This window comes from Dactylosporangium maewongense (genome assembly GCF_039531485.1).
Lineage (GTDB): Bacteria > Actinomycetota > Actinomycetes > Mycobacteriales > Micromonosporaceae > Dactylosporangium > Dactylosporangium maewongense.
The window spans coordinates 13814-26701 of the sequence record NZ_BAAAQD010000057.1 but is presented as its reverse complement, the minus strand read 5'-3'; the positions used below and the strand labels follow the sequence as shown (position 1 = coordinate 26701).

The 12888-nt window shown below is 72.3% G+C and carries 11 protein-coding genes and 1 pseudogene; 5 read left to right on the top strand and 7 right to left on the bottom strand.

Features of this window, described 5'->3' with window-relative positions; all coding sequences use genetic code 11:
* Window positions 1-34: 34 nt before the first annotated feature.
* On the bottom strand, window positions 35-1735 hold the full coding sequence (locus tag ABD332_RS58260) for a helix-turn-helix domain-containing protein (protein ID WP_344515502.1): 1701 nt from the start codon (window positions 1733-1735) through the stop codon (window positions 35-37).
* A gap of 346 nt (window positions 1736-2081) precedes the next feature.
* On the opposite strand from ABD332_RS58260, the gene ABD332_RS58255 reads away from it, so the two are divergent.
* From ABD332_RS58255 to ABD332_RS58240, 4 genes are all read left to right on the top strand, one after another.
* On the top strand, window positions 2082-2531 hold the full coding sequence (locus ABD332_RS58255) for a hypothetical protein (protein WP_344515500.1): 450 nt from the start codon (window positions 2082-2084) through the stop codon (window positions 2529-2531).
* Window positions 2528-3115, top strand: coding sequence for a hypothetical protein (locus tag ABD332_RS58250; protein ID WP_344515498.1), 588 nt, complete (start codon window positions 2528-2530; stop codon window positions 3113-3115). The genes ABD332_RS58255 and ABD332_RS58250 overlap by 4 nt, the downstream gene beginning before the upstream one ends.
* Before the next feature lie 243 nt (window positions 3116-3358).
* On the top strand, window positions 3359-3814 hold the full coding sequence (locus ABD332_RS58245; RefSeq protein WP_344515496.1) for a hypothetical protein: 456 nt from the start codon (window positions 3359-3361) through the stop codon (window positions 3812-3814).
* 169 nt (window positions 3815-3983) lie between these two features.
* Complete coding sequence (locus ABD332_RS58240) at window positions 3984-4625, top strand: NADPH-dependent F420 reductase (RefSeq protein WP_327010634.1); 642 nt, start codon at window positions 3984-3986, stop codon at window positions 4623-4625.
* Window positions 4626-4685: 60 nt separating this feature from the next.
* On the opposite strand, the gene ABD332_RS58235 is transcribed toward ABD332_RS58240, so the two are convergent.
* The 6 genes and pseudogenes from ABD332_RS58235 to ABD332_RS58215 all read right to left on the bottom strand — a co-directional run bounded on the left by ABD332_RS58235 (window position 4686) and on the right by ABD332_RS58215 (window position 10590).
* On the bottom strand, window positions 4686-6647 hold the full coding sequence (locus tag ABD332_RS58235) for a DUF4153 domain-containing protein (RefSeq protein WP_344515494.1): 1962 nt from the start codon (window positions 6645-6647) through the stop codon (window positions 4686-4688).
* A gap of 141 nt (window positions 6648-6788) precedes the next feature.
* On the bottom strand, window positions 6789-7586 hold the full coding sequence (locus ABD332_RS58230; RefSeq protein ID WP_344515492.1) for an alpha/beta hydrolase family protein: 798 nt from the start codon (window positions 7584-7586) through the stop codon (window positions 6789-6791).
* A 191-nt stretch (window positions 7587-7777) separates the two neighbouring features.
* Window positions 7778-7990 (bottom strand): hypothetical protein, encoded by a 213-nt coding sequence (locus ABD332_RS58225; RefSeq protein ID WP_344515490.1) that lies wholly within the window; start codon window positions 7988-7990, stop codon window positions 7778-7780.
* Window positions 7911-8216: pseudogene (locus ABD332_RS60385) on the bottom strand (PhzF family phenazine biosynthesis protein); the annotation flags it as partial. The pseudogene ABD332_RS60385 and the gene ABD332_RS58225, both read right to left, overlap by 80 nt.
* A gap of 110 nt (window positions 8217-8326) precedes the next feature.
* The gene (gene gntF, locus ABD332_RS58220) at window positions 8327-9574 is read right to left on the bottom strand and encodes a guanitoxin biosynthesis pre-guanitoxin forming N-methyltransferase GntF (protein WP_344515488.1); all 1248 of its coding nucleotides are present in this window, start codon (window positions 9572-9574) and stop codon (window positions 8327-8329) included.
* A complete protein-coding gene (locus ABD332_RS58215) occupies window positions 9571-10590 on the bottom strand; it encodes an NAD-dependent epimerase/dehydratase family protein (protein WP_344515486.1) in 1020 nt (339 codons plus the stop codon). The genes gntF and ABD332_RS58215 overlap by 4 nt, the downstream gene beginning before the upstream one ends.
* 144 nt (window positions 10591-10734) lie before the next feature.
* Here ABD332_RS58215 and ABD332_RS58210 point away from each other — a divergent pair, with 144 nt between their 5' ends.
* Window positions 10735-12717 carry an ATP-binding protein gene (locus ABD332_RS58210; RefSeq protein WP_344515531.1) on the top strand — a complete coding sequence of 661 codons (1983 nt, stop codon included), beginning with the start codon at window positions 10735-10737 and terminating at the stop codon, window positions 12715-12717.
* The last annotated feature ends 171 nt before the right edge of the window (window positions 12718-12888 follow it).

The window sequence follows — 12888 nt, the reverse complement described above, 5'->3', positions numbered from 1 at the left end:
CGCGGTGCAGGGTGCCGGAGGTCTGGGAGTAATGTCACAGGTCGCTGTAGCGGATCATGACGGGGGTTTCGGTCAGGGTGAGCTCGGCGCCGCCAGCCAGGGGCTCCGTCGTGCCGTCGAGTCGGAGCAGCGCCTCCGCCGTGGCCTCGGCGTGCAGGCGTACCGAGCCGGTGTGGGTCCAGCGGATGACGGCGCGCCGGTTGCCGGCCGGGGTCGGCACGACGAACTCGCACTGCCACGCGTGCTGGGGCAGGCCGGCGGGCTGGCCGTGGCCGCAGGAGCGGATCTGCGCGCCGGCGAGCCAGCGCTGCAACTGCTGCACGGCGAGGGCGGCCTCGGTCGGCTCGCCCTCGTCGGCCTGCAGCACGATGGGGATCTTCGTGCCGCCCCAGTTGTAGAAGTACATGCGGTGCAGGTTCGTGGTGCGGGCGAGCAGCCCGACGAGGTAGAAGCGGACGGCGTAGTCGCGGGCGCGGGCCCGGTCGAGCTGGCCCTCCAGCGGGATGGCGTAGGTCGTGCCCGTGTTCCACAGCGGCGGGTGCACGCCGGCCTCGTGGAAGAGCCGGTCGATCTGCGTGGTCAGCTCCAGCATCGTCTCCGGCGGGTCCTCCGGCGAGCGCTGGTGCAGCTTGACGGCGGCGGCGTCGCAGTACTCGTAGCCGCCGAGCCGGGCGAACTCCCGCAGCACCTGCTGGCCCTCGGCGCTCCACAGGTTGCCCATGCCCGGGCAGACCACGGTGGCGGCGGGATCGGTGGCGCGGATGATCGCGTTGCCCCGGCGGGTCATCTCGACCAGGGTTTCGACGCTGCCGGTGTACATCCGGGCGTCGTTGGCGAGCACCCACAGCTCGTAGGCGGCGATGCGGCCCTTGTACCGGCCGACCAGCGCGCTGACGTACGCGTCCCACACCGCCAGGTCGTCCGGCGGCGACGACTTCGCGTTGTCCGGGTAGACCGACCGCTTGCCGTTGGGCGCCGCCCAGGCCGGCGTGCCGCCCATCGTGTAGAGCACCGGCAGCCTGGCGGCGGCGGCCCCTTCGACGAGCCGGTCCAGGATCGTCCAGTCGAACCGGTCCCGCGCCGGGTTCACCCGCGACCAGCCCGTCTCGCTGTCCCACAGGCGCACCGCGCCGGTGGTGAACCCCGGCATGTGCCCGGTCGCGCTGTTGATCGTCACCCCGAAGTACTCCGGCGGGACCGGTCGCGCGGGCAGCGTCCAGCTCGGGCCGCTGATCCACTGCGGGGTCGCGCTCGGCGGCGCGGTCTGCGGCCGGTCTTCCCTGCCCCGCCACCACACCGCCGCGACCGCACCCGCCAGCACCAGCAGCACCGCGGCCAGCCCGGCGTACAGGGCGAGGCGCCGCGGCACCGGTGCAACGGCGGCCTTCGACGAGGCGGCGGGTCCTGCGGTGGCGGCGGGTTCTGAGCCGGCGGCCGGGTCTGAGCCGGCGGCCGGGTCTGCGGTGGCGGCCGGGTCTGCGGTGGCGGCCGGGTCTTGTCGCGGGGCCGCGGCCCACAGCGGATAGAGCCGGTCGAGCTCGTCACGGTCCGCCCCGCACGCCGTGGCGATCCGCTCCACCGTGCCGAAGTCCTGCGGCACCGCCGCCCCGGCGACGAACCGGTGCACCGTCGACTTGCTCAGGTTCGTCTTCTGCCCGATGCGGGCATAGCTGAGCCCGCTGCGGTCCTTCAGCGCGGTCAGCAGCGCGGCAAGCTCGCCGGGACGGTGCGGCATCGCCGTCATCTCTCCAGGTGTCGGGGCGGGCTGCATCCTATCGGCCGTCCCAAGACCGCAACATCCCCGCAGGTCAGCCCGTTTCCGCCGTCCCGCCGTCCCAGATCGGTCCCGGCATCTGGCGCCCGTACCGCGGCGTTGACAGACTGCCAGCGCGGTGGCCCGGACCGTTGGGGGAGCGGCGGTCCGGGCCGCCGGCGACGGTGACCGGATGCGAAACGGGGGCATCCGGTCACCGTCCGTCTCGAGCGCGGCATCGACGGGTTTGCACGCGAAATGCACGGGTGCTGAAACCGGAGGCGGCCACGCCGGCGGCGCAAGCTGCGTCGGCGCCTTCGTCGGCACGGTGACCACCGGTACGAGTGGGGGCTTCACCGGGACGGTGCCGGCGCGGGCCGGAGACCGGGTGTGCGCCGTCGCGCACAACACGGGCCCGATCGTCGGGAGCGCCGACATCGGCTGCATCGCGCTCGCCGTCGCGGTCGACCCGGTCGGCGCGGTCGACCAGTTCGACCGGTCCGGGACCGACCTGGTCCTGAAGGGCTGGGCGGTCGACGGCGACACGGCCGGCGCGCTGGATCTGCACGTGTACCAGGACGGCGCCTTCACCGGTTCGGCCCGGGCCGACGGTCCGCTGGCCGTGCCGCCGGCCGGGTACCCGGAGTACGGCACCGCACACGGGTACACGATCCGGATCCCGGAGCGGGGGACGGGGCGCACACGATCTGCGTCTACGCCCTCAACGTCGGCGCGGGCAGCGTCAACACGCAGCTGGGGTGCCGGCAGTACACCGTGAAGCACGAGCCGTTCGGCGCGCTGGACGGCGTGACGCGGACCGGCGACAAGCTGCGCGTGTGGGGCTGGTCGGTCGACCCGGACGAGCCGTGGACCCCGACCGACGTGCACCTCTACGACAGCGGCGTGTACGTCGGTGCCTTCACCGCGAACGGGAACCGGCCCGACCTGCCCGCCGAGTACGGCGCGGCGCACGGCTACGACCTGACCCTGCCGGCGAACATGGCGAGGGGCGACCACTCGTTCTGCGCGTACGCGATCAACCGCTCGTACGGCAGCACCAACACCCTGCTCGGGTGCCGGCCCTACAACGTGCCGGCGCCGGTCGTCGCCCCGACGATCCTGGCGTTTCAGGACTGGGACCTGACCTCCAAGGCGGTCGACCTGGAGTGGACGGACAACTCGGGCAGCGAGACCGGCTACCGCGTCGACCGGTCGGTTGCCGGCGGGGCGTGGCAGGAGGTCTGGCGCGGCCACCCCAACGCGTGGACCTGGACGGACCAGGCGGTCACACCCAACACGCGGACTGCTGCCGGGTCGTGGCGTTCAACGACCTCAGCGAGGCGGCGGCCGAGGTCTGCGTGACGACGAAGTCTCCCGAGCTGCCCCGCCCGACCGGCATGACGGTGCTCAGCCGGACCGACACCAGCCTCACGATCCGGTGGACCGACAACGCCGACGGTGAGGACAACTACCGGTTCACGTGGGGGCTCGCCACCGACGCCACCGTGACCCACGTCGCCACCGTGGCGGCGCACCCGGGCGTCGGCGGCGAGATGACCTACACGGCGGCCGGCGAGGACCAGGTGCTCGACCGCCTCGCCGTAGGTGAACGTGCCGCCCCAGGGGTCGCGCCCGGCGCGACGGATCAGGACGGTCGACAGGTACTCCGGCAGCAGGAGCAGCAGCCCGCCGACGGTCGCCAGGGCGCCGCCGACCGGGCCCAGGAGGCGGTCGACGACCGGCAGCAGCCGTACCAGCGCCCGGAATGCGATCGCCACCAGCAGGAGCAGGAGCCTGCTCCTGCTCGAACTTCGCCTTCCACTGCAGTTCCTCGCGGCGCATGCGCTCCTCGCGCCGGACCTGCGCCTCGCGTTCGAAGTCCTGTTCCAGGCGCTTGCTCTCCAGGTCGAACTGATTCTTGAGCCGGGCGCGTTCGAGCTCCAGGGACTCCTTCATCTTGGCGAGCTCGTCGTCGTAGCGCTGCTGCGTGGTGTCGCGGACGTGCTGCGCGTCGAGGATCTGGGTCTGCCCGTCGCTAAATATGGTTCGCCAGGCAGCTAAGACGTACCCATCGAAGTTGCCGAAGATCCAAGCCTCTCGGGGTCGGCTGGCGGGCGCTCCGCAGAGATCCGCCCCGACGACAAGGCCGGCGAACGCGGGTTCGCGTGATCAATTTCTCCGGTCGGATTGTCGGGGAATACTCGCGGAGGCCGTCCTGGTTGGGCCGACCGTGACAACTTTCGGAATCATCGGGGCAGGCAACATCGGCAGCCAGGTCGCGCGGGCGGTGATCGCGCTCGGGCACGACGTGGTGATCGCGAACTCGCGGGGGCCGGAGACGCTGTCGGCGCTCGTCGAGGATCTCGGCCCGGCCGCCCGGGCGGCGACCGCGCAGGAGGCTGGAGCAGCCGGCGACGTCGTGGTCGTCACGGTGCCGTTCGGAAAGTTCCGGGACGTCCCGGTCGAGCCGCTCGCCGGCAAGATCGTGCTGGACACCAACAACTACTACTGGGAGCGCGACGGCAGGTTCGCCGAGCTCGACCGGGGCGAGGCGACCACGTCAGGATTGCTGCAGGAGCACCTTCCCAAGTCGAAGGTGGTCAAGGCCTTCAACCACATCGGCGCCGCCGACATCACGACCGACGGTTCCCCGTCCGGCACGCCGGGCCGGCGCGCCCTGGTGGTGTCCTCGGACCATCCCGACGCGGCCGACTTCGCCAGGGACCTCTACGACCGGATCGGCTTCGACACGGTCGACGTCAGCCCGCTGAGCGAGTCGTGGCGCGTCGAGCGCGACCGGCCGGCGTATGTCGTCAAGCAGACGAAGGCCGAGCTGGAGGCGAACCTCGCGAAGGCGACCCGCACGGTCTGAACGCAGCCGAACGGCCCGGACCGGGCCGCCGCCGTGCTGGGGCGGCCCGGGGGCGGCGCGTCAGCGTGTCTTCGGCAGGTCGAACTGGTCGGCCCGCTGGCAGTCGCTCGAGCCTCCGATGCCGGACGAGCCCACGCGTTTCAGGGCGTCGCGGGCGTTTTCGCGGCCGAGGTTCCAGCCGTACCACGGGTCCGGCTCGGCCAGGTCGTCGACGATCCAGCTCAGCACGCAGCGACGGACCGAGTCCGGGAGGGTTGACAGGGCCGGGGTGGCGTCGGAGGACAGGGCGCGCAGGTACCAGGCGTCGATCTTGTCGGTCTCCTGGTAGCGCGCGATGTTGCGGCGGGCCGCGTAGTCCTCCGGGTTGAGCACGGCGAGGGTGAGCAGCATGATGACCGCAAGACCGACGGTCGCCGACGGGATCCAGGTGCCGCGCCAGCGGATGCCGGCCGCCATGATCATGATGAAGACGGTGCCGAGGAGCAGTTCGAACGCCATCACGAAGATGCGCTCGCCGGTGAAGCTGTAGACCTTCTGGTAGGTGTACATGCGGGACAGTGCCGACACCACGATCACGATGCTCAGCGACGAGAGCAGGCCGAGCAGCGTGCGCAGCAGGATGCGGTCGACCCGGTCCTCGCGGCTGGCCCAGCGGGTCACGCCGCCCAGCACGGCGATCGTCAGCACGGTGACGGTCGCCAGCTGCCAGAAGCCGCTGCGGGCGTATTCGGCGTAGCTGAGGCCGGCGGTCTGCAGCACGTGGTGCTGGCCGCCGAACAGGACGGTGGCCTGCACGACGACGAATCCGCTGTACAGCAGGACCAGCGCCCCGATCGGCAGCCCCCACTCCAGGCGGCGCAGCCGCGCGGTGCCCGGCTTGTCGATGGTGGACAGGTCCGGCGGTGCGGCGACGGTGTAGACGGCCGCGACGGCGATCAGCGCGCACAGGATGAACAGGAACACGCGGCCGACGCTGACCGTCGGCACGACGTCGGAGAGTACCTGCGAGAACGCGGCGTCGGCGGAGGAGAGCAGCGCGCCGAAGACCAGCACGAACAGGACGGTGATGATGACCGACCAGGCGACGCGCTGGGTGTGGCGGGGCTTGCCGTGCCGGTCGCCGGTGGCGCTGAGGTGCTTGGCCACCCACGGGATGCCGCGCAAGGCCGCGAACGGCGCCGCCACGAGGCTGAACAGTATGGAGCGGACGCGTTGGCCGCCGACGATGGCCAGGGCGGCGCAGCCGAGCGCTCCCAGCACACAGAACGTGACGAGCCACCAGGCGTTGCGGAACGCCAGCACCGACAGCAGGACGACCGCGGAGCCGGCCCAGACAGCCCGCATCGCACGGTCGGCCTTCGGCAGCGCTGCGGCGGCCGGCCAGATGCCGGCGATGACGGCGGCGACGAGCGCGAACCCGCCGAGGAACCAGCCGATGCCGACCCGCATGCCGGGCAGGACGATCGCGGCGACGAGTCCGCCGGCGAGCACGGCGACCGGTACGCGCCAGCCGCTCGCGGGCTCCGGCCCGGGCCAACGTGCTTCCAGGAACCCGGGCGGCAGCGGTCGCGGCGGCCCCATGACCCGCGGAACGGTCTGATAGGGCTGGAACGGGGGCACCGCAGGATGCGGCGGGAAGGGCGCGCCAGACGGGGGCGCGAAGGGCCGCGGTTCCGACTGGTGCTGCACCAGCGGCGGTGCGACAGCCTCCTCCTCCGCCTCCTCGTCCTCTTGTTCCTCGGCCTCTTCGAGTTCGTCGTCCGGCAGCTCCTCAACAGGCGCGTCGGCTGTGGCCACAACGGGCGTGACCGGCTCGGGCTCTACGGGCGCGGCCGTTGTGCCCTCGACAGGCTTGACCGCCGCGCCCGGAACCAGCGGCACGAACACGGCGAATCCCGGGGTTCCCGCGGGAATCGTCACGGGAATCGCCCACGTCGTCTGCCCCTCGGCGGTGCCGGGCCAGGCGACCGGCTGCGGCCGTCCATCGCCGCCGGGCATGACCAGCAGATACGGTACGGCCACGGGCGGTTGGACGGTTGGATCGATTTCGTCGGGTACGGCGTCGGTCATTGGGTAGCTCCACGTGTCGGTGGACAGTTGCCGGACCACGCCCGTGCTCACCGTCCGTCGCCGTTCCGCCGATGAGCCCAGATCGGCGGGTTGTCACGAATAGTGACGGCGCGTAACACGGCAGTGCGGAGATGGCGGGGCGTGGCGCCAACTGGCGCTTTGGTCCGGACCGGATTTTCCCTGCATGGCCCGGCGGCAGGGATCATGGCACGGCGGCGCGGCCGCGGACCAGCCCGTGGCGCACACCTGGGACGGTGGGACGTTGCGCCACCGCCCACCTGCGAAAACGCGGCTTCCCGGGACGAGGCGCCGGGCAGTCCAGTGCGGAGAACCGGCGGTGTGCGCCAGCAGCCCGACGATGCTCCGCTGTGAGGCGGGCAGGGTGAGGCGCTGGAAGAACTGCCACATCAGGGTGTTGGCGCCGATCTCCTGGGTGGTGGTGCCGTTGCCGGGGAAGGCGGCCGGGGTGCCGGGCCCGGTGTGGCCGCCGTCACCGATCGTGTACAGAACGGTGTCGGCGGCGCAGTTCGGGTAGCTGGTCCTCGTCACGTGGGTGGTGACGGAGACGGCGGCCGGGCCCGAGGTGCAGCGGTTGATCGCCGCCCAGCGGGCCTGGGCGCCCGGGATCGGGTAGCGCCAGACGTCGCCGCCGCCCTGGTAGGGGTTGGTGGCGTCCTGCTGGCCGCGGAAGGTGATGACCGGGACCGGACGGGCCGGGGCGCACGACGACGGGTCGGGCTGGGCGGGGTTCCGCGGGTCGGGGGGCCGGCGCGCAGGCCGGCGACCGGGGCGATGGCGGCGACCTGGTGCGGCCGGGCGCAGGCGGCGGCCGACGTCATCCGGCCGCCGCCGGAGTACCAGGTGCCGTAGACGCGGGTCGGGACGGCGCACAGCGCGGAGGTCACGGTGGTGAGAACTGCCTCCAGGAAGCCGACGTCGTCGCGGGCGCCCGCCGGTGGGGTGCCGACGCCGGGCACGTTCGCGAGCATCGGTGCGGGCCGCCCGGGCGGCGGAGTGCACGGCGTCGGCTTACCAGCCCACACCACTGGCGGCGACGACTGCTACATCGGCCCAACCGTCGATCAGGTGCCGACCGAGGGCGGAACCTGGCGCGGCGGCACGATGTGCCGAACAAGGGACGGCGAGTGGAGGTGGATCCCGATCATGGTTACGTCGTGCTGCCATCGGTCGAGATTGAGGGCGGTCTCATCGACCTCAAGGTGGTCGGCCGGCGGGAACGGCTGACCGTGATCCGCAAGGGTCCGCCGCCCCGCGACGACGCGCGACTCGCTCACCGCGGGTCTGTAACTCGAGCTGGCCGGTGGCGCGGGTGCCGCGGTGCAGCAGGAGGGCCTGCACCGCGATGGTGCCGTGGCCGCAGCCGGCCAGCTCGCGGTCCGCGGTGAAGAAGCGGACGTTGGGCAGCTCCCCGGCACCGGAGACGAACGCGCCGTGGGAGGTGCCGGCGCGGCGGACCAGGGCCCGTCGGTCAGCGTCGCCGAGGGCCGGGTCGTCATCGAAGACCGCGGTGGGGCCTGCTGCCCCGGCCCTGCAGCGTGCATGCGGCGACGATGGTCATTGCCACGCATGCGACGTCACGCCACCCGTGGGGCCGTGCGGGGCTGGCGGACTCATGGGGTCGTCGCCATGCGGCGGGCGCGGCACAGCACGATCGCCGAGTAGCCGTGGGCGGTGTCCTGGCCGGTCCGGTGGACCTCGATGGTGCCGTCGAGCGGGGCGAACTCGGGCTGGAGCACCTCGTGGATGTCGTGTTCGTCGATGTCGGCGCCGGGGAAGGTGTGGCCCGCCACGGTGTAGCCGCGGCAGCGGCGAAGGGCCGCGGTGACGAACAGGCCACCGGGCTCTACCAGGCCGGTGATGTGGCGCATGAACAACCGCCACGTGGTCCGGTCGGCTGTGGCAGAGTCCGCGCAGTACGGGCTGATCACGGTGGCGTACGTGCGGCCGAGCGGGCGGGGATGGCGGGCATCGACCCGTATCAGCGATGTGATCTTGCTTCTCGTCAGGTCTTCACGTGCGGCGAGCTCCTCGTCGGACGGATCGGCGATGCCCTCGCACTGCAGGGTGTAGCGGACGAACGGGCGCCAGTCGTGGGCGCCGGGCTCGCGGTCGAGCCAGCGCTGGATCTCGGTGAGGTTGGCCGGGAGGTAGTCGCCGAGGTGGATCTCCGAGGCGATCTCGGCCGCGGCGAACACGTGGTGGAGGGTGGGCCCGGTGCCGAAGAACAGCACGGGGCGGTCGCGTTCGGCGTGGCGGACCGCGGCGACCAGGAATGCGATGGTGGCGACCTCGTCCGGCTCGACGGTGCGGTAGTAGCCGGTCAGGTAGTGTGCCGGCACCCAGTCGATGTCGAAGGACGCGTACCGGCGGCGGCCGAGGAAGGCGCGGGTAAGCCGGGCCAGGCCGTACTCGTACGCCCCGGCGGCGAGGTTCGCGCCCGCCAGGAAGACCACGGCGTCGTGGGTGCCGACGGTGTCGCTGAGCGCGGCGGTGCCGAACGCACCCGCGTAGTACGGCACCTCCGCCGCGACCTGCGTGCCGGCGTAGCCGATCGCCGCCGCCAGCCGCGGCGCGCGGGCGCTGGTCGTGACGCGTCGGGTGAGGTCGTGAGCGGCCTTGGAGATGACGTTGGTACTGGTGCCGGTGCGCGCCAGCAACGACCAGTTCGCCACCAGGTTGGTGCGCAGTCCGAGCCCCCAGGCCACATAGCTGCCCGCGAGCAGTGCCACCGCCCAGGGCGGGGCGACGTCGTCAAGCAGACCCGACGCGACCAGGGCGACGCCGGCTGCGGCCGCCCAGACGTCCAGCGCGTAGTTCGACACCACGGTCGCGGCGATGCTGGCAGTCCATCCGCTCATCGGGACACCGAGACGCCGGCCTCGCGGTCCGTGAGCCGTCCCGTGCGGTGCAGCCAGCGGATCGTGTCGCCGTACGTCTCGATCAGCGAGCGCGGTTTGATGCCGAGCTCCTCGCGGGCGCGGGAGTCGTCGCAGCGGGTTGCCGCACGGATGAGAACCACCCCTTCATGGTCGGCCGGGAGGTGGAACGGGGTGATGCGCTGGAGGGCGGACATGCTCCAGGTCAGCGGCAGCATGGCGGCGGACGGGACGACGAGGCACGGCAGGCGGCGGCCGGTCAGCGCCCGCAGGGCGGCGTACATGGTCTCGCCGTCGGCGAACTGGCCCGGGACCAGGTAGCGGCGCGGTTCGGATCGGGTCGTGAAGACGGCGGCGTGCACGGCGGCGACGTCGCGGACATCGACGACCTGCAGGCCGCCGCTGGGCCATACCGGGTACCGCCCGCGCAGCATGTCCCGCAGCCGGCGGGTCTGGTCGCCGAAGTGCGGGTCGTCCGGGCCGAGGACCGCGCCCGGCTGCACGATCACCACCGGTGCGCCCGTGTCCTGCAGCTCGCGGGCGACGGCCTCGGACCTGACCTTCGACTGGATGTACGTCCCCGGTGTGCTCGACAGCGGAGCGTCCGGGCTGACGGTGGCTCCCCGCCGTAGCAGCGCGACGGTGCTGGAGACGTGCACGACCGGGTCGCAGCCGGCCTCGACGGCGCCTCGGAGCACCGTCTGCGCAGCGGCGAGGTTGGTCCGCGCGATCGCCGGTCGAGCGCGGGCGTCCAGGTCGTACACGGCGGCGGCGTGCAGGACCGCGTCGCAGCCCTGCAGCGCGCGGGCGACGGTGCCGGGGTCGGTGACGTCGCCGACGATGTGCTCCACGACCGTGTGCACGCCGAGCGGTTCCAGGGCCGGGGCGATGCGGGCGGGCGAGCGGACGAGGAGCCGGACGTCGTGGCCCGCGGCGATGAGCGCCGCCACGCTGTGCGAGCCGACGAAGCCGGTCCCTCCGGTGACAAGGATCTTCATGTCGTCGGCCCCTTCTTCGATGATGGCGACGTCGAGGCGAGGATGGAGCCGGGTGGTGTTCACTTTCCAGGTCAGATAGTTGTTATTCGCTGTCCAATCCGAACCGCGGCGGTGGAGAGTTCAGGTGGAGGTGACGACGTGTCGATGTCTCTCGGCGAGGTGCTCGAGTCCGCCCGGCGGCAGCGGTTCGTAGGACGCCGGGCCGAGCTCGCGGCGTTCGACGCCGCCGTCGGCGGGCGCTCGGCGCGGCGGGTGCTGTTCGTGCACGGCCAGGGCGGCATCGGCAAGACCACGCTGCTGGCGGAGCTGGGCGCCCGGGCGCGTGCGGCGGGCCGGACCGTGGTCCACGTCGACGGGCGGGACCTCGACCCCTCCCCGGACGGGCTGCTGTCGGCCATCGGACGGCCCCTGCCCGCCGCCGCGGTCCTGCTCGTGGACGGCTACGAGCAGCTCGCCCCGATCGACGGGTGGTTGCGTGAGCAGTTCATACCGGGTCTGAGCGCCGACACTGTGGTCGTCCTGGCCGGCCGGGAGCCGCCGGCCGCGCCTTGGCGCTCCGATGCCGGGTGGCGAGCGCTGATGACGGTGTGCCGTCTGGAGCCCGTCGGTCCCGACGAGGCCGCGCAGCTGCTGGTGCACGCCGGTGTTGAGGCGTCCGTGCTGCCCCACCTGACCGCGCTGGGCGCCGGGCATCCGCTGACCCTGGCGCTGCTGGCCGATCTGGCGACCCGCGGGCAGGTGCCCGACACCCTCGCCGACGCGCCGGATCTGATCTCCACCCTGTTGCAGTCGTTCGTGGGCGAGGTTCCGACCCAGCCCCAGCTGATCGGCTTGGCCACCTGCGCGATCGCCTGGTCGACCACCGAGGACCTGCTCGCCCGGACGGTCGGCGCCGCCGCCCCCGCGGTGTGGCAGTGGCTGGCCCGGCTGCCGTTCGTCACCAGCAGCCCCAGCGGGCTGTCGGTCCACGACCTGGCCCGTGACGTGCTCAACGCCGAGTTCCAGCGTCGCCTGCCCGAGCAGTACCGCACTTATCAGCGCCTCGTCTTCGACCACGCGGTCGCCGCCCTGCGCACCGCGAGCGGCCGGTACGGGCAACCCGAGGCGCACCACCTCTTCTTCATCCACCGCCACGGCCCGTTCGGCGAAGTGATCGCGGCGCTGCGGACGCAGGGGTCGGCGGCAGTGGTACCGGCCCGGCCCGACGAGCACGACCAGGTATGCGCCACCATCGAACGGTTCGAGGGACCGGTCAGCGCCGGCCTCGCCCGCGCCTGGCTGTCCGAGCAGCCCGAGCGACTGTCCGTGGTCCGCACCGGCGATCGCGTCGCCGGCTTCGCCCACCACGTGCTGTGCCCCAGCGGCTCCCCGCTCGAGGACCGCGACCCGGTCGTGCGCGCCGTGCTGGACCACGTCGCGCGGGAGAGCCCGATCCGCCCGGGCGAGCACGTGCTGATCAACCGCTTCGCCGCCGGGGTCCGTGACCACCAGCACGACCCGTACATGGTGGTGGCCGGCCCGGTGTCCAGCATCATCGAGTGGCTCACCCGCCCACTGGCCTGGTCATTCGTGGTCGTGGTCGACGAGGCGTTCTGGGCGCCGAAGTTCGACTACATCGCTTTCGCACCCATGGTCCGCATCGAGGTCGGCGGCCTGCCCCACGTCGCCTTCGGCATCGACTGGCGCCGCCTGCCGGTCGGGGCGTGGCTGGACCTCATGTACGAACGCGGCCACACGGGCGGCACGGGTCGTGCACCGGCTGCCCTGCTGCGGCCGCCGCCATTGTCCCGCGCCCGCTTCGACGCCTCCGTCCGGACTGCCCTGCAGTCCCTGCACCGTCCCGAGCAGCTCGCGGTCAATCCGCTGCTCGGCACAGCCCTGGGCACGGACGCCACCCAACTGCGCGCCACGATCGAGGATGCCGTCGGCCGGGTCGGCGACCTCCCGAAGGGCCAGCAGCTCCAGGCCGTGCTGCACCGCACCTACGTCCGGCCGGCGCCGACGCAGGAGGCGGCGGCCGAGGTGCTCGGCCTGCCGCTGAGCACGTATCGCCGGTATCTGGCGAAGGCCGTCGATCACCTGACCGACATCCTGTGGACGATCGAGATCGGCGGGCGCACCGGGTAGGGCCGAACTCGTACAGGGCGAACATGACCGTGAAGGTCAGCGCGACGATGATCAGGTACTTGACAGGCGCCGGCAGCTGCCACTGCACCACGACGTACGCAGCCACCACGAGGATCGGCTGGTGCAGCACGTACAGCGGCAGGGCCGCGACGCCTAGATAGGCATAGACCT

What these genes read in the sequence shown, in the direction of transcription:
- ABD332_RS58260 (WP_344515502.1), bottom strand. Translation starts at nt 1,735, where the DNA reads ATGCCGCACCGTCCCGGCGAGCTTGCCGCGCTGCTGACCGCGCTGAAG.
- gntF (WP_344515488.1), bottom strand. Translation starts at nt 9,574, where the DNA reads ATGAGCGGATGGACTGCCAGCATCGCCGCGACCGTGGTGTCGAACTAC.
- ABD332_RS58215 (WP_344515486.1), bottom strand. Translation starts at nt 10,590, where the DNA reads ATGAAGATCCTTGTCACCGGAGGGACCGGCTTCGTCGGCTCGCACAGC.
- ABD332_RS58210 (WP_344515531.1), top strand. Translation starts at nt 10,735, where the DNA reads ATGTCTCTCGGCGAGGTGCTCGAGTCCGCCCGGCGGCAGCGGTTCGTA.